Source organism: Paenibacillus sp. FSL R5-0908 (assembly GCF_038006245.1).
GTDB classification, from domain to species: domain Bacteria; phylum Bacillota; class Bacilli; order Paenibacillales; family Paenibacillaceae; genus Paenibacillus_AQ; species Paenibacillus_AQ odorifer.
The window spans coordinates 6,320,571-6,338,291 of record NZ_JBBOUV010000001.1 but is presented as its reverse complement, the minus strand read 5'-3'; the positions used below and the strand labels follow the sequence as shown (position 1 = coordinate 6,338,291).

9 protein-coding genes are annotated in these 17,721 nt (G+C 43.4%); 7 read left to right on the top strand and 2 right to left on the bottom strand.

Annotated elements, in window-relative coordinates:
* The first annotated feature begins 11 nt into the window (after positions 1–11).
* From MKZ09_RS28640 to MKZ09_RS28625, 4 genes are all read left to right on the top strand, one after another.
* On the top strand, positions 12–7,388 hold the full coding sequence (locus tag MKZ09_RS28640) for a pectinesterase family protein (protein WP_076206939.1): 7,377 nt from the start codon (positions 12–14) through the stop codon (positions 7,386–7,388).
* 208 nt (positions 7,389–7,596) lie between these two features.
* On the top strand, positions 7,597–8,523 hold the full coding sequence (locus MKZ09_RS28635) for an EamA family transporter (RefSeq protein WP_076134252.1): 927 nt from the start codon (positions 7,597–7,599) through the stop codon (positions 8,521–8,523).
* 161 nt (positions 8,524–8,684) lie between these two features.
* Positions 8,685–9,473: an isocitrate lyase/PEP mutase family protein gene (locus MKZ09_RS28630; protein ID WP_076134133.1), complete on the top strand. Its 789-nt coding sequence runs from the start codon at positions 8,685–8,687 to the stop codon at positions 9,471–9,473.
* A 7-nt stretch (positions 9,474–9,480) separates the two neighbouring features.
* A complete protein-coding gene (locus MKZ09_RS28625; RefSeq protein ID WP_076206941.1) occupies positions 9,481–10,551 on the top strand; it encodes a bifunctional transcriptional activator/DNA repair enzyme AdaA in 1,071 nt (356 codons plus the stop codon).
* A gap of 38 nt (positions 10,552–10,589) precedes the next feature.
* Here the strand turns inward: MKZ09_RS28625 and MKZ09_RS28620 are convergent, their stop codons facing one another.
* Positions 10,590–11,255 carry a TetR/AcrR family transcriptional regulator gene (locus tag MKZ09_RS28620; protein ID WP_076206943.1) on the bottom strand — a complete coding sequence of 222 codons (666 nt, stop codon included), beginning with the start codon at positions 11,253–11,255 and terminating at the stop codon, positions 10,590–10,592.
* 16 nt (positions 11,256–11,271) lie between these two features.
* The gene (locus tag MKZ09_RS28615) at positions 11,272–12,450 is read right to left on the bottom strand and encodes an MFS transporter (RefSeq protein WP_076206945.1); all 1,179 of its coding nucleotides are present in this window, start codon (positions 12,448–12,450) and stop codon (positions 11,272–11,274) included.
* A 261-nt stretch (positions 12,451–12,711) separates the two neighbouring features.
* On the opposite strand from MKZ09_RS28615, the gene MKZ09_RS28610 reads away from it, so the two are divergent.
* Genes MKZ09_RS28610 through MKZ09_RS28600 form a run of 3 tightly spaced genes read left to right on the top strand, consistent with a single transcriptional unit; the run spans position 12,712 to position 17,625 of the window.
* Positions 12,712–14,250, top strand: coding sequence for a response regulator (locus tag MKZ09_RS28610; RefSeq protein WP_076206947.1), 1,539 nt, complete (start codon positions 12,712–12,714; stop codon positions 14,248–14,250).
* A gap of 19 nt (positions 14,251–14,269) precedes the next feature.
* Positions 14,270–16,072, top strand: coding sequence for a sensor histidine kinase (locus MKZ09_RS28605; protein WP_076206988.1), 1,803 nt, complete (start codon positions 14,270–14,272; stop codon positions 16,070–16,072).
* A gap of 17 nt (positions 16,073–16,089) precedes the next feature.
* Positions 16,090–17,625 carry a response regulator transcription factor gene (locus MKZ09_RS28600; protein ID WP_076206949.1) on the top strand — a complete coding sequence of 512 codons (1,536 nt, stop codon included), beginning with the start codon at positions 16,090–16,092 and terminating at the stop codon, positions 17,623–17,625.
* The last annotated feature ends 96 nt before the right edge of the window (positions 17,626–17,721 follow it).

Here is a 17,721-nt window from a genome sequence, read left to right as displayed (position 1 = left end):
GGAGGTCTTGTATGAAGAGAAAATGGTTATCCGGGGCGCTGGTTGCGAGTCTTCTTGCAACATGTATGCCATTTGGTGGTGTCGAGGCCGCTTCTTTGGAAGCGCTTCCTGCCTTTCCGGGCGCGGAAGGCGGCGGCAAATATGTAACCGGCGGAAGAGCTCAACCTGTGTATGAAGTGACGACTTTGGCTGATTATGGTATCAAGGAAACTCCGATCCCCGGCTCCTTCCGCGATGCGGTAAGCCAAAGTAATCGGACCATTGTTTTTCGAGTGGGGGGAACCATCCATCTAAAGGAATCCCTCAAGATTACCGGCTCAAATCTGACGATTGCTGGACAAACGGCTCCAGGTGACGGAATTACAATAGCCGATTACACAACCTCTGTTGAAGCTGACAATATTATTATGCGCTATATGCGTTTCCGGTTAGGTGACCGGGTAGCTAGTGAAGATGATGCTTTTGGATCAAGGTACCATAAGGATCTCATTATCGATCATAGCTCATTCAGCTGGTCGGTGGATGAAGTGGTCAGTCTGTATGATAACGAGAATACTACTGTGCAATGGTCGATATCCGCTGAAAGTATGCTGATGACGACGCACCAGAAGGGACGTCACGGCTACGGAGGAATCTGGGGTGGCAAAAATGCCAGTTTCCTTCACAATCTGATTGCTCATAGCACCAGCCGCAACCCCCGTTTGCCGACGGTGACCAAATTGGTGGACCTGACGGAAATGTCTAATAACGTTATCTATAACTGGGGATTCGCTTCTACCTATGGGGGTGGAGCAGAAGATTATCGATATAATATCACTAACAATTATTATAAAAATGGTCCAAACACCTACACCAGTGTAAAAAATCAATTGTTTGGGGAAGTATCTCCAGAAACCCGGTTGTTTATAGATGGGAACATCATGGATGGTAATCCGAAGGTGACTGAAGACAACTGGAAGGGTGTGCAAAAGTATTCGAATATCTCTAAGCTTACAGAGCCGGCAAAGATGCCTAACCCCTATACGGCACTGTCGGCGGAGGAAGCCTACGCAAATGTAATGGCGGATGCTGGTGCCACTTTGCCAAGGCGTGATGCTTACGATGCACGGGTCATTAATGATGTGAAGAATCGCACTGGACAGCATATTAATTCACCTATTGAAATAGGCGGTTACCCAGACTATACAGAGACAGCTTCCAATGTAATCGACATGGATCATGACGGTATGGATGACAGCTGGGAGATTGCTAATGGACTAGACCCTACCGATTCTGAGGATGGTAAGAAGACGACGTTATCTGCGGAGGGCTATACGAATCTAGAAGTGTATCTGAATGATCTGATTGTTTTGGGAAAATCAGGGAATGAGCATACAGACAATCCTGTAACCGCTATCAATTATCCTGTGAATAACCAAATCATAGAGTCAGGCAACAATGTGAATGTTACAGCCTCTGCCAGTGATAGCGATGGTATTGCTAAGGTGGAATTTATCGTTAATGGTGTGAAGCAAGCCGAAGCTACCACAGCACCTTATAGTTTCGATTGGAACAATGTGCAGGATGGTACCTATTATCTCGTTGTTCAGGCCGTAGACAATAAGGGGCTCAAGACACAATCTGATAACGTGGCTATTCATGTCAACACGTCTGGATCCGTTCTTCCTTGGACTTCGGTGGATATTGGCCATCCAGGGATAGCGGGAGTGACTACACTTTATCCGGATAGCGGGAAGATTACGCTCAAATCGGCTGGACTTATCGGAGCAACATCAGAGAGCGAAACTGCTGTTGATAACTTTCAGTTTGCTTATCAAACCCTGACAGGCAATGGTGAAATTATTGCTAGAATCGACTCCGTAACGGGAACTGACGATTATGCCAAAGCAGGTGTCATGATTCGTGATAATCTTAATGAGAACTCTAAAATGACAATGCTGGCAATCCCTTATGTCAAATATGGCAAGAAGGGAGTTATGATTACCCGCTCCACCACAGGAGCCAAGGTGGTTAAGACAGAACCGGACAGCTTCATCAATACACCTTATTGGGTGAAACTGGTTCGTCTTGGTAACGAAGTGACAGGTCTGGTATCGCCGGATAAAGTAACATGGAGCAAGGTAGGCACGGTGAAGCTTGACCTGAATGATACGGTTTATTTTGGTCTTGCAGCCGATGCCGCTAAGGTAGATAACGAGGTTAATCGTTATAATGCATCTGTCTTCAGTGAGGTGGAGCTGAAACCGCTTAGTGATCAGTTTCCTACTGCGCCCCGTGGTCTTACAGCGACAGCAGGTGAGGAAAAAGTGAAGCTGAATTGGGAGGATGTTGGTTCTGCCAAGTCGTATAGTGTTAAACGTAGTGAGGTTTCAGGCGGTCCATACAAGACGATCAATACTGAAATTAAGGACAGCTTGTATACTGATTCTGGACTCAGCTCCGGAAAAACTTATTACTACGTGGTCAGTGCAGTGAATGAACTTGGTGAAAGCTTTGATTCCGATGAGGCCAGCGCTACGGCTGAAGGTGAAGCAGGTAATGTGTATTATGTGGATGAAGACTTTGAACAGGTTGCTGTGGGTGTGACACCAGAGTATTATGATGTGACTCCAAATCCACAGACTGAAATTCAAAAGGTTATTGTATCTCCCACACCGTCTGACAGTAAGGGGAATACCTCAGATCAAGTGTTGAATGTGTTCGATGGTGCGAACGGCAGCGTGCAGTTTATCCGCAAATTCGCGCCAATTACGGGTGCACTCGTTATTGACACTGACTTTATGTTTGCGACAGAATCGGGAACCTCGGTGTTCCTGCAGGCCCAGAGTACAGATGGAAGCAAAACGGCATTCTCCATTGAGAGCAGAAAGCCAACGCTTCCTGAAGCTACAGGTAAATATACGCTAACCATGAGTAGGGGAAGCAGTCAGTATCATCAACTGATGAACTCTTATTCCCTAAAACAATGGTATAACCTGAAGTTAAAGGTGGATGTGAACAACGATAAAGTGGATGTATATATCGATGATCAGCCTGCGGGCTCTTTTCCGTTCACAACTACGAATTTCGCCAGCTATGGCATTGGGCGTATTTTGTCCAAGACTCCAGGCGGCGGCTCAGGAAATTATTACATAGATAATTTAAAGATCTATGTTGAGCCGATTGAAACACCGCTTGGACTGACTGGACTTCCAGGAAATCAAGCAGCCCAGCTATCCTGGCCTGCTCTTGAAGGTGCAACTTCCTACAATATTAAGAGAAGTCTTAAGAGCGGGGGGCCTTATGAGACTATTGCCCACGCTATTTCAGAGACATCATATATTGATAATGAAGTTACCAACGAAACTACCTATTATTATGTTATCTCGGCGACGGCGCCCACTGGTGAATCGGGAAATTCCAATGAAATTAGTATTACCCCATCCGCTTTGGCGGTGAAATTGCCTGCGCCAGAATCGTTCGCGGCTGTAAGCCGGAATGCTCAGCTGGATCTCAGCTGGAATGGTGTGGAGAATGCAGCCAGCTACAGCATCAAGAAGTGGAATGAGACTTCAGGCAGCTATGAACTCGTGGCCAAAGAAATCGCCGGCACAACTTACCGCGTCGGAGGTCTGGCCAACGGACAAACCTACCGTTACGTCGTATCTGCAACAAATGTGGCGGGAGAGGGAAAAGAATCAGCGCCTGTTGAAGCTACTCCGCAATCCCCTTTGGGAACGCCTAACGTTTCCATTGAAGCTGGTGACAGTGTAATGAAGCTAAGCTGGCCAGCGATTGAGGAGGCGAGCCAGTATATTGTCAAACGCGCCTCATCGGTGAATGGTCCTTATGCAGTGCTCGGGTCTGATTTATCAGACACAAGCTTTACTGATAGTGGGCTCGTAAACGGAACACCGTATTATTACAAAGTCCAAGCAATAAATGGTATCCGTAGTAGTCTAGATTCAGCTGTTGCCTCAGCGGTTCCATACCAGAATTCCGGCCAGCCGCAGGCTCCACAAGGAGTTAGTGCTGAGTCTGGCAACACTGATATCCATCTGACTTGGAATGTAGCTGATGGAGCTAGCAGCTATCAAATTCTGCGCTCGGAGAGCGGTGGCAGCTATGCGGTCGTGGCCGGAGGCATCGAAGCAACCGATTATACCGACAAAGGCTTAAGCAACGGGACTGCCTATCAATATGCGGTAATCGCCATCAGTGATAAGGGGGCTAGTCTTCCATCCGAGGTAGTCAAGGGAATTCCAGCTCCTGTCATAATTGTTGCTGAGAATGGGACAGGAGATTATAAGACAATTAATGACGCTATTCAAGCAGTACCTGATAATAGTGCCCTAACTACGATTATCAAAGTGAAGAACGGCACGTATAAGGAGAAGGTGCTTGTACCTTCTAGTAAGATGAATATTAGTATCATCGGTGAGAGCCGGGAAGGTACCGTACTTCTTAACGGTGACTCCGCGAAAACCATTGGCTCAGATGGTAAAGAAATGGGCACCAGCGGCAGCTATACATTAAAGGTTGCGGCAACTGATTTCACACTGGAGAACATGACGGTTGAGAACAGTGCTGGGCGGGATGCCGGTCAGGCAGTCGCTTTATATGCTGAAGGAGACCGGGGAGTGTACAGAAATGTTAAACTTCTTGGATATCAGGATACCCTATTCGCAGATAAGGGGAGAGCTTATTTTGTCGACAGCCATATTGAAGGGACAGTGGACTTTATCTTTGGTAATTCCGCTGCCGTATTCGAGAATAATGTGATTCAAAGTGCGGGTGCTGGCTATGTTACTGCGCCTTCCACGGCAACGGGTAAGCCTGGTTATGTGTTCATCAATAATCGACTAACTGCCAGAGAGGGCGTTGCTGCTGGAACCGTTGATTTGGGCCGGCCATGGAGAGAATATGGCAGCTCTACCTTCATTAACACGGAGATGGGAGCTCATATTCGTGCTACTGGCTGGCATGAATGGTATGAAGGTCGTTCCAAAACTGCGCGGTTCTCTGAGTTTTTAAGTTACGGAGAGGGTGCTAATGCAGCTTCACGTTACAGCTGGTCCAAACAATTAACAGCAGAAGAGGCAGCTGCCTATACGATTGAAGCTGTGCTTGGTGGAAGTGATGGCTGGAATCCACAGCAATCCAAGATCTTAGTGGGTCAAGAGCAGATACCTGCGGTACATGTCTCTTCAATTACTGTAACGGGTAAAGATGGAATTAGCAGCATTGAGTCGAAGGGCGGTGCCTTGCAGCTGCAAGCCTCTGTGCTTCCAGAAAATGCGACGAATCCTAAAGTTATCTGGACGGTAACTGAAGCAGATGGGGTAACCTCAACGGATAAAGCGGTTATTAATGAGAAGGGCTTGCTTACAGCTAGAAAGAACGGTAGCGTTCAAGTAACGGCGCGAGCTCTAGATGGTAGTGGAGTATCGGGAAGCCTAGGGATTAACATCAGCGGACAAGATGAGATTGCCCGTAATCTGCCCGCTGCAACGCTGAACGGACCGGTCACAGTAGCGGCAGGACAGGATTTCACTTACCGTGTAGGGCTGACAAATGTTACTACCTCCGTCTACAAGGAAGTGTATGCTGTAGACTTTACTATGGCATATGACCTATCTGGTATGGAATTCGTATCCGCTCAGATCTTGCCAGACGGATTCAGCATCACTCATATTAATGAGGACAGTCCAGGTCTAATAACAGTTAGTGTAGCTGGAACAGAGGCAGGAAATATTCTGACCGATGACGCAGAATTCTTAGAAATGATCTTCAAAGCGAAGAAGGCAACCCGTGAAATCGCTGTGCAGCTTGGATTTATTTCTTTCCGAGGATCCAACACAGATGCTGATTTTGACATCCTGCATGAGGCACAGTCGGTTGTTCATGTCATCCCTATATCCGTCATGGAGATAAAAGTTTCCTCCAAAGATAATGTGAGCGAAATCAAGTCAGGGCAAACCCTGCAAATGGCAGCTGTAATCCTGCCGGACCATGCATCCGATTTAGCGGTGACCTGGTCAGTAGTTAATGAGGATGGATCAGCTACTGAGCGAGCAACTATTACGGATACCGGCTTGCTCACTGCAATTGCAGCAGGCAAGGTAACCGTGAGAGCGACAGCTAAAGATGGCTCCGGTGTTGTAGGTACGATGTCCATTGAGATTAAGGCAGAATCGCAGGTTTCAGAATCGGGCGGTAGTTCATCTTCAACAACAGTCAAACCAGTGAAACAACCGGAACCAACTGTGAACGCAGATGGAGTTACTCTTTCCGTGAAAGCGGATGTGAATGGTAAAGCTATTGCAGAGGTATCCTCAGCGATTCTGCAACAAGCAATTGGCTCAATGCAGAATGGAGTATTGAGAATCACAGTGAAGCCAGCCTCTGCCAGCTCGGTGGTTGAACTGACCTTGCCAGCTCGTGAGTTGACTGGAGCGGGAGCAAAAGCAATTCAACTTTTAGAAATAGACATGGGATTGTCTACGTTCCGAATAAATGCCGATCTGCTTCTTGCAATGGCAGGATCTGACGCCGTAAGCGTGAAGCTTGTAGTTGGCAAAGTTGACGCGAAGACACTGTCGCTTCAGACGGATGTCGGGGATATTTATGAGTTTAAGTTCTTTGTTGATGGCAAACAGTTTGACAGCTTTGGGCGTGGACTGAAGGTTGAACGGGTTTACAAACCAAAGACAACTTCAGGTGTAGAACAAATAGTAGCCTACGAAATCCTTGAAGACGGGACTGTAGAGGTGGTTAGAAACTCCCAGTTTAATCCGACAACTGGCAAGATCATCTTCAGACCAGACAATTCCAGCAGATTCGCAGTAGGATATGCGGAAAATTCCTTTAAGGATATCGCTGGACTAGGCTGGGCACAAAATAGCATTCAAGCTCTTGCCGCCAGAGACATTCTGAATGGCACCGGAGATCATAACTTCGGACCACAGCTGAACGTAACTCGGGCACAGTTCCTAAAGATGCTGATGCTTGCATTAGAGCTAGAGGAAGGTAATGCGGCAAGTACATTTAAGGATGTTTCGCTGGATGCTTGGTACTACAGCTCCGTTGCTGCTGCTCAGCAGCTAGGAATTATTCAGGGCAGATCTGATGGAACCTTCGGTGCTAATGAAACAATTAGCCGTGAGGAAATGGCATTGATGGCTTATCGTGCAGCACAGCTCGCCAAGCTTACGGTCGTGGGAGTGGACCAGCCAGTGAGTTTCAATGATGCCGCTGATGTTTCAGCCTACGCTCGTGAGGCTGTACAATACATGAGCGGAGCAAAGATTATTCAAGGTGTGGGCAAAGATAACTTTGCTCCTAAAGCCAATACAACTCGTGCTCAGGCAGCTGTTATTGTCTATCGATTGTTCCAGCTAAATCCTTAAATTTCAAGTTGACACCCTGTGTGATTTATCATATTATGATTGGAGTTGTTACAAGTAAATAAACCAAACTCTATCCAGTGGATGGAGTGGCGGAATTTTGTCAAAGATGTATTCTTTGGTTTCAATCGCCCCTTGTCATTTCGATGACAAGGGGCTTTATTATGTTAATGAGCTTGCTCAAGAGAAAGGGAAGAGGTTTACGATGAATATGAAGTTATTTAAATATGCTTTACTAGTTTTTTTAGGCGCTTGTAGTTATGGCTCACTCTCTACGATCGTCAAGCTTGGAATGAACGATGGCTTTAGAATGAAACAGTTGGTAGGATCACAATACTTTTTTGGATGGTGTATGCTGCTCTTGCTGGTCTTATTATTTTCTCGAAAGAAATTAGGGCTAAAAACAGGCGGGAAATTATTAGCCGCTGGGATCACCATCAGTTTAACTGGCATATTTTATGGCTTCGCCGTTGAACAATTACCTGCTTCGATTGCGATTGTACTGTTATTCCAATTTACTTGGATCGGTGTAATTCTGGAGGCGGTTGTAGATCGAAAACTTCCTAGTCGGGAAAAAGTAATTTCGATGGTTATCCTTCTAATTGGTACGGTATTAGCGGGGGGCATCCTTGAGCCGAGTGTAGGTGGAATCACGACCACTGGTGTGGTTTTTGGCTTAATGTCAGCCGTGTCGTTTGCCTTCTATATTTTTGTGAGTGGAAGAGTAGCTACGCAGGTACCTGCTGTTAATAAAAGCTTGTATATGACCACTAGTGCAATGGTTATTATTATGACTGTTTTTTCACCTTCGTTTTTATATGACGGTGCGATTACCGATGGGCTTTGGAAATACGGCCTACCTCTAGGTTTGTTGGGCATCGTAATTCCAGTTCTGTTCTTTTCGATCGGGGTTCCGAAGCTGGGTTCAGGTCTAGGCGCGATTTTAGGGGCAGCGGAGTTACCGGCAGCTGTAGTAGCCTCCGTGTTAGTTCTGCAAGAAGAGGTATCATTACTTCGCTGGATCGGGATTATCGTAGTTCTGATCGGGATCGCAGCTCCACAAATCCTACCGATGGGGACAGGGAAAAAGTCACCCAAATCATCACCGAAGCAATCACTTCGTAAGGTAGAACTTTAATCGGCAAACTGGCATCGATGGTATGATCTGATCCTGAGAGGATTAGATTATCTATCGGTGTTTTTTTTGTGAAAAAAAGATTGGTGTTAATTTTTCTGGTATCGATAATGGATGTCTAATATATAGTGGTTCTATTCTTAACTAAATGGAGATGACCACTTATGAACACTAAAAACTATGACTATTTTAAAACGCTGCATGATCAAAAAAATCCACTGATCCTGTACAACTGCTGGGATGTAGCCTCGGCTAAAGCAATAGAGCAAGCTGGATCTAAGGCGGTAGCAACCAGCAGCTATTCCATGGCGGAAGCGTGGGGATATTCGGACGGTGAACAGCTTACATTTGAGCTTATGCTTTGGATGATTTCAAGGATTGCCGAACGAGTAACGGTTCCATTGACCGTAGACATCGAAGGTGGATATGCTATAGATGAGGATATTTTAGCGCATAACATGGAGCAGTTATTTCAATTAGATATCTGTGGTATCAATTTTGAAGATCAGATCGTAAATCATCCTAACAATGAACTATGGGAGACCAGCGAACAAAGCCGGAGGATCAAAACTATACAACAAGTAGCCTCCAAACTGCAAAAGCGCGTGTTTATTAACGCTAGAACGGATATCTTTTTCAAGGCCAAGGAACATTCGATGGATCTAGTGAATCAAGCTATAGAACGTACCTATGCTTATGCAGATGCTGGAGCGGATGGGATTTTTATACCGGGGCTCACTGATCCAAGCTTGATTGAACAATTTGTTAAAAAATCGCCATTGCCTGTGAATATCATGGTTATGGACGGTATGCTTTTAAATCATGAATTGCAAAATATTGGCGTGAAACGGATTAGCTATGGACCGCGTAGTTTCTTTCAGGCACAACATAGCCTCCAAGAAAATGCCCGGCAAACGCTTGATGCCTCAGGACTTTATTTAGAAATGAGCTAACCACACTATGATAACTAATGAGCAGGATATCGATAAATATTATAAGATGCTGGTCGAGAAAAACTCGAATTATGAGGGCGTATTTTTTGTAGGAGTGAAAACAACGGGCATCATGTGTAGGCCAACTTGTCCCGCTAAAAAGCCATTAAAAGAAAATTGTGAGTTTTTTGCTACAGCCAAGGAAGCCTTATTAGCTTCATATAGACCTTGTAAAAGGTGTCAGCCGCTATCCAATCCAACAAAAATGTCTCCTGAAGTAAAGCTGCTTGTAGAAGCTATTGAGAGCAATCCGGAACGAAAATGGACAGATAAAGATTTTGATGAGCTGTCTATTAGTGCAAACACGGCACGCCGCCAATTTAAGAAACAATTTGGAATGACCTTTATCGAATATGCACGTTCTAGACGTTTAGGACTGGCATTCAAACATATTAGGAATGGGGATTCAATCATTAACGCACAACTGGAAAGCGGGTACGATTCGAGCAATGGGTTTAGGGATGCTTTTTCACGAACGATGGGAACTGTCCCGAATCATTCCAAGCAGATTAAAGTGCTGTACTGTACTTGGATAGAAACGATATTGGGTTCCATGCTGGCCATCTCCGATGAAGAGAGTCTTTTACTGCTGGAATTTGTGGATCGCAAGGGTCTTGAAAATGAAATCAAGAGATTACGCACTCGCTTAAATGCAACTATATTACCTGAAAAGATAGCCGTCCTTCACCAAATTGAGGAGGAATTGAAGCTGTATTTCACCGGTGAACTTACGGAATTCACAACGCCGGTTCGTTATCTGGGCTCAGACTTTCAGCAAAAGGTGTGGAATGAACTCCGGAAAATACCTCTGGGACAGACAGCTTCTTATAAGGAGCTTGCAGAGAAAATCAACAATCCTTCTGCTTGCCGCGCTGTAGCAAGGGCGAATGGCACCAATCAACTCTCAATCTTGGTTCCATGTCATCGAGTGATAAATAGCAATGGTGAATTGGGGGGCTATGGAGGCGGGCTTGCCAGAAAAGAATGGTTAATCAAACATGAATCTAACGGCTCCTTAAAGCAGAATAATTTCATTTAAACTACTTCTCACTATTACGTAGAATGTGATGGATCCCCTTACTTCAAGGCAGGAGATTCATCACTTTCTGTACTTAAATACTGAACTAACATGTCCACAAATCGGTTAGCAATCTGAATATCCTGAAGTTCGTTTTTGAAATCATCTTTGGAAATCAGGCTCATTTTCTGTAATAAACCCATCATAGACGTGAAGATGAAATGAGCAGTGGATAAGGGTTCTGTATCAAATTTTAATGATCCATCCTTAACTCCGGCCTCCAGAGCATCCATTAAGAAATGTCGTTCTTTTCCCCGCATCACAAAATTTCTGTAATTTTCTTTGAGTTCTTTACTGTAATCATAGGCTTCAAAATGCAAATCGAATAGAAGAATGAATTTGATGTAACCTGGGTGTTGCCGGGCATAATCAATCCAAGCATTAAGCATCGAAGCAAGTATTTGCTTACCATTCATTTCAATTGAAGAAGGTGCGCTTCTAACAAATTGCGTCATGCTCTCCAGAATTTCCATCTGGACCTCAAAAATCAGTTCGTTTATGGACTGGAAATGCTTATAAAAGGTAACCCGGCTTACACCAGCCACGTCGCAGACATCCTTAATATTAACTTTGAGAAAGCTTTGCTTCATAAAAAGATCCTTCGCCGCAGCAATCAATTCTTCCCGGTTTCTTTTTTTTAAATTCTGGTGCCAGTTCTCAGTCATGGGTTACACTCCTTTCTTATTCTTTTTTTGGTTTTTGTAAGGTGATGAAAAAGGCAGATGCCAGGATAATTGCCCCAAAAATATAGGGAATATTAATGTGTTTGTCAAACATCAATCCCGCTAAAATGGGTCCAAGTATGTTTCCAATGCTGGTATACGTTGTGTTTAATCCAGCAGCATATCCTTGCCGATCGCCAGCTGAGTTGGCAATCAATGTACTTACTGTGGGTCGTAAAAAAGCATTAAAAGCAAAAAATAAACCGGATACAACTAATAAATAACCTAAATTGAACTTGAATATCATCAACAATAAGGTTATAGCGGTCATCACCAATGATATACGTATAAGCTTTATCTCGCCAAGTCTCTTAATCAGATGATCAAGCAGCCAGATCTGCACAATAATGCCTATAATAGCACCAACCGTAATAATGATTGAGATTTTCGTTGCATCAAAACCGTATTTTTGTTCCACGAAAAGGGCGTACACCGTTTCATAATTCATCAGACCAAATGTCATGATCAGAATGAGCAGAAGATAGCGGAAATAGGACGTCCGGAATGAATTTACGATTTGATTACGAATGGATTCCCGAGGGGCCTGTTTGTTAACGGATTTCCGTTTTTCCTTTGGTAGTGTCTCTGGCATATAAAAACAAAGTATCGTAGCGATAAGCCCAAGTCCACCCGCAAAAAAGTAAGGCATGCGTATGCCAAACCCAGCAATAATGCCGCCTAACCCTGGACCAAGTACCATACCCAAATTCATGGAAGCCCCCAAGTATCCCATACCTTTAGCACGGGTTTCATGGGTGGTGATATCAGCGACGTAGGCCATATTGGAAGGGACCATGATTCCGATACCTATACCCCCAATAAATCTAGCGATATAGAGTAGGGGTAATGTCGTAGAGACAGCAAATATAAGATCTGAAAGAACGGTTAAAAACATCCCGGAAATGATCATTGATTTTCTTCCCCATTTATCCGAAAGCTGTCCCCCTATAGGTGAAAAAATAAACTGTGCTGCTCCAAAAGCTGCAATAAGATATCCGGCAGCAGCCCCTGACGCATTAAACAGTTTCAGATATTCAGGTAGAATGGGAATGACCATACCTTGCCCTAATAAAGCGATAAATAGATTCAACATCAGAATGAAAAGCGGAAATCTAGCAGACTTAGATAAGCTGCTCATATCTTAGCCCTCCCATATGGTTTACACTATGTAATCTTTTACTCGATGTAAACCATGATAATGGAATGATGGGCCCTTGTAAAGGTGTATCTGAAATTTAGGATACGTCGTTTTTTGTACGTTTTTTCAAGTAAAAAAAGTACTGTTTTAAACAAAAGAAGGAAAATTTATGAATTCACATCATTATCCAAGTATGATAGCATGATCTATATATTTTGGTGTAAAGCGCGGGCTTATCTTAATAAGATTGGAGCGAACATCATGCTTAAGGTTCTGATCGTGGACGATGAACCCTGGGTTCTTGAGGGGCTAAGGACGATGATCGACTGGGAAAAATTCGGTTATGAAGTTTGTGGTGAAGCTCAAAACGGCACGGATGCGATGAGGCTTATCCAGGAGAATAAACCGGAACTGGTTCTCACGGATATTAATATGCCTGTAATTAACGGACTTGAGCTTATTACAAAGTTGAATGAGGTCATGGAGAAACCTCCTAAATTTGTGATTTTGTCTGGATATGATGACTTCAAGTATGCACGTACGGCATTGCGCCAGCGGGTAAATGAATATTTATTAAAACCCATTGATGATGAAGAAATAGAGGCTTTATTAAGCAGGATCACTCCAATAATCCAAAATGAAATCGCTTCCAATGAGGATTTTGATAAAAAACAATTTTTTATCGTAAATAATATCATCAACCGCCTGATCCAAGGGGAGTATAACGAAAATTTAGAGCTTCTAACCCGAAACACCTTGAAGCTTCAAGCGGATGCAGAGTTAATGTGTATTCTTATCGAACCGGCCTCCTCTATGAATCCATTCCAACCGCAGATAAGTGATTATTTTTCCGAGGAACACTTCTGCTTCTTTCAAGACGGATCGGGAAGAGCGGGGATCATTCTTCAGTCTGCTTCTATCGGCAATGAGAGCCTGGAGACTATCGTCAACCAGATGCATTCAGATCTCACTGAACAATCACAGGAGCTGGTCTTTCTAGCACTTAGCAGCAGAATAGTCGGGGTGAGCTCGATTCGAGAGATTTATAGGCAGGCACTTGAGGTATGGAAGCGAAAAACGCATCAGCAGAAAAGAGGGGTCTTTTATTATAGTGAGCTTAGGAGCCTGAAAAAGGAAGAACCTCATGAGGATCATTTCAGACAGCTGCTGCATAAGGTCCAAACGAATGATACGGAACAGATCCAGCCTTGTGTAAAAGAAGCGTTCACTGCTTTCGTCGAGAATCTGTTGACCCTTGAAGTTGTAAAAGCAAAAGTGGCCCATTTAGAGCTTACGATCTGTAGAATTATCGCTCAAATGAATGGAGATCCGGATACGATTATGATTAAGCTTCAGCAAGAATACGGAAATCTAGGTGAGCTTAGTGATTATTTTATATTAAGCCGTTATATACAAAGTCTGTGTGAACGGGCTGCCGTCTATCTGTCTGAACTAGAGCAGCAGAATGAACAAAATACGATCTACAAGGTTATTCAGTATGTGGATCGGGAATTTCGGAATAAATTAAAGCTTCAGGATTTGGCACAACAATTTCATATTAATTCTACCTATTTGGGACAACTGTTCAGAAAGCAAACGGGTCAGGGTTTTAGTGAATACCTAAATGCCAAACGGATTGAAGAGGCAAAAAGTCTGCTGAAACGAACACAGCTAAAGATATCGGATATAGCGGTGCAGGTGGGATTCTCTAACACTGATTATTTTATAGATAAATTTAAGCTGCTTGTAGGGGTAGTACCATCCGTTTATAAAAATGAGAATAAGAACCAACAGCTCTAGGGGAAGCAAGGTGTTTCATATGGAGAGAAAAAAATTCAGATTTAGAAAAGTAGTGAATGATATTCCCTTGAATTATAAATTTTCCCTTATTTATATCATAGGTGTTCTTCTCCCTATCATTATTATTAACCTTGTTTTTTTGGATCGGATTTCCGATCTGATCAAATCGAGAGAGCAGCAGAATCTAGAGATATCCTTAGAAAGAGCCCGAAAGGATATTCATGACTTCATTGAAGGTGGGGTAGCTGTCAGCTATACGCTTTCTGCCGATAAGAACCTCTATGAATTGCTTGAGCGGACATATGGGAACTCTATTGAATTTTATGACACTTTTGATGAACAGCTGAGAGACCGCATGAACAGCTATATGCCGGTGAATAATCAGATTGAACGGATTACTGTATTTACAAACAATGATTCCATTGTTTCTGGCAGCAACTATCAGGTCATCAATGAAAAGGTAATGAATAGTGAATGGTATAAGCAGTCGAAGGCAGCGAATAAACATCTGTTTCTTGCCGCTTATCATATGAGTGATACCTCTAGTGTGATTTCTACAGCGCCTTATTTGAGTGTTATTGAGCGAATGGACGCTTACAGCTCATACAATAAATTTGAAAAGCTGCTTAGAATTGATTTGGATCTCAGTAAAATATATGACGTGATTATCAGAGAAAAAGATTACTTGAGTCTTTATCTGGTTAACGAGCAGGACGAGATTATTATGTCTGCGCAAAGCGGGTATCAAAGAGGCACCACGGAACCTTATCCCGTGTTCAAGCTGCAGGATGATGAGCGCAAGGAGGATGTTCATATTGTACCCGTCGGCGGAGCTAGTTATATAAAAGGCTGGCGGATAATAGGAATTACTCAAGGTGAGCGTATTGCCCAAGCGATAATGGAGATTCGGATTTATGCAGGGATTCTGGCGTCTATTGTCACGCTAATCACAACCGCTTTTTTATATGTGATGTTAAGATCCTATAATTATCGGGTGAAACGGTTGTCCAGACATATGCAGAAAGTATCCAATGAGAAATTTGAGCTGATTCGGATTGATGAAGGCCAGGATGAGATCGGGGGCTTGATCCGTAATTTTAACAGGATGACCACTACCATTAATTCCTTGATCAATGATGTATATAAACTGGAGATTCAAAAAAATAATCTGGAGATGGAAAGAGTAAGAGCTGAGCTGAATTTCCTGCAAAGCCAGATGAATCCGCATTTTCTGTTTAATACGTTAAATGCCATTTTGGTGGTCTGTACTAAAAATAATTACTCGGATGTTACGGATATCATTAAGAGTTTATCGAAATTACTTAGACGGCTGCTGAGCTGGAAAGAGGATCTCGTTACCTTGGAAGAAGAAATGACTTTCATCGAGATGTATTTGAAAATTGAAAAATTCCGGTTCAGGGATAAATTCGACTATCAATTTGAGATCGATGAGCAGTCGCTTCAATATAAGATTCCCAAGCTAAGCATGCAGCCGCTCGTTGAGAATTCCTGCAAACATGGTCTACAGGCCATAGAGGGACTAGGTGTGATAAAAGTGAAGACGTTAGTGGAGGAGGGACGATTAAAAGTTACCGTCTCTGATAACGGTAAAGGGATAGAGCCAGAGAAGCTGCAAGAATTATTAGGTAATGTTCAAAATGAAGCGTCTTCGGGAACGAATATCGGAATCCGCAATGTGTACCGCCGATTAGAATTGTACTATGAAGATCAGGTCCGTTTTGATATTAGCAGCGTTCCGGATGAAGGGACCATTGTCACTTTTGACATTCCACTAAAACTCCTGGAACGGAAGAATAGCTAGAAAGTGAGGGACCCCCTATGAAATACAAAGTATTATTGATCGATGATGAGCCTAGTGCGCTTGAAGCGATGCAGCTGTGGATTAATTGGCAGGAGCTTGGCTTTGAGGTATGCGGAACCTCCAGCAATGGCAAAGAGGGGCTGGAGTTAATGAAACAGCTAGAGCCAGATCTTGTAATTACGGATGTTAATATGCCGCTAATGAATGGGCTGGAGATGGTCGCAGCTTGGCAACGAGCTGAGATTAAGGAGATTAAGTTTGCCATACTAAGTGGTTATAGTGAGTTTGAATATGCCAAGACAGCTATACACTATGGAATTAATCATTATCTGATGAAGCCAGTGTTTCCAGAAGAAGCGGCAGAAGAATTACTGGAGATTTATCAGGAGCTGGAGCAGGAAGCTCAGAAGCGCAGTTTAAATCAAATAGCCTCCGCGGAGGAGGCTGTTTCTCTCCTGAAAGGAATACTGCATGAGAAAGCTGAGCAGTCGAATCAGGAGGTACTTAACCGATTATCGGAAGGGAAAAGCCATTGGAATATTTGTCTGATACAGACAGAGCCGGTTTTATATACAGAGATCAGAGAGCAAGCCTCAGCCCTCCTAACCGATAAAGATTCGATGTTTCTGATGGATCTGGAGAGTCATTGTTTTGGAATCGTATACGGATACAATTCATTGTCCACTGAGGGAGCTGTGATCGATCAGATCGCAACTCCCTTGCTGAATGAACACCCTAAACAAGCTTTGTATATTGCAGCTGGCGCTGGCGTAGGCTCCTTGCTTCAGATTGGGAACAGTTACCGAACGGCGAAAGAAGCATTAATGTATTATTTTTATTATCCTGAAAATGCAGAGGTCCTGAGTTATCAAGAGATTAAGGATAGGCCCTTCAGTTATCATTATGATCAAATTCAACTGATGGATGACTTGATAAGACCTATTAATACGCTGGACTCCGCAGATTTTAGCCAAGCTGTGAACTCGGCAGCCCGCAGTTTCCGTGAGCAGCGCATCGCTCCAGAGGTTGTGAAGAAAATTGTTATTCATATGATGTATAAGATTATTGAGTTTACCTCGGAAGCCAGTGAAGTCCACGAGTCCTCCTTATCTAATCAAATTAGAATTCCCGCGATGTTAGACTCAATGATCACCTTGACGGACTTAATGCGTAATTTGCTATTCTGCGGTGAGGCCAGTATTGATATCCTTCTTAAGGAACAAAACCTAAGATCACAGGGGATTGTTCAGGAGATTAACAATTATATTGAAGAGCATTTTCGCGAATGTCTTACTATTAAGAGGCTATCAGAGGTGTTTTTCCTGCACCCGGTATATCTGGGACAATTATTGATCAAGAAGAACGGAATTAACTTCAATGAACAGCTGCATAACCTCCGAATAAAAGAGGCAGTACATTTACTTCAACAAAATAAGTTAAAAAATAGTGAAATCGCTGAGAAAGTGGGTTATGGCAATTATAGTCAGTTCCTCAAGCAATTTGAAAAAAAGCTGCATATGAGTCCTAACGAATTTAAAAACACTAATACCTAAACTTTTTGGGGGTACATCTTTAATTCTGGCGTATTTTCAGAAGATTATCACCTCTATAATTTAACTTGTAAGGGCTTACAACATTGTTACACCAAC

Excerpts from the sequence above, each read along its gene's own strand:
- MKZ09_RS28615 (WP_076206945.1), bottom strand. The coding sequence starts at position 12,450 with ATGAGCAGCTTATCTAAGTCTGCTAGATTTCCGCTTTTCATTCTGATG.
- MKZ09_RS28600 (WP_076206949.1), top strand. The coding sequence starts at position 16,090 with ATGAAATACAAAGTATTATTGATCGATGATGAGCCTAGTGCGCTTGAA.
- MKZ09_RS28610 (WP_076206947.1), top strand. The coding sequence starts at position 12,712 with ATGCTTAAGGTTCTGATCGTGGACGATGAACCCTGGGTTCTTGAGGGG.
- MKZ09_RS28620 (WP_076206943.1), bottom strand. The coding sequence starts at position 11,255 with ATGACTGAGAACTGGCACCAGAATTTAAAAAAAAGAAACCGGGAAGAA.
- MKZ09_RS28625 (WP_076206941.1), top strand. The coding sequence starts at position 9,481 with ATGATAACTAATGAGCAGGATATCGATAAATATTATAAGATGCTGGTC.
- MKZ09_RS28605 (WP_076206988.1), top strand. The coding sequence starts at position 14,270 with ATGGAGAGAAAAAAATTCAGATTTAGAAAAGTAGTGAATGATATTCCC.
- MKZ09_RS28635 (WP_076134252.1), top strand. The coding sequence starts at position 7,597 with ATGAAGTTATTTAAATATGCTTTACTAGTTTTTTTAGGCGCTTGTAGT.
- MKZ09_RS28640 (WP_076206939.1), top strand. The coding sequence starts at position 12 with ATGAAGAGAAAATGGTTATCCGGGGCGCTGGTTGCGAGTCTTCTTGCA.
- MKZ09_RS28630 (WP_076134133.1), top strand. The coding sequence starts at position 8,685 with ATGAACACTAAAAACTATGACTATTTTAAAACGCTGCATGATCAAAAA.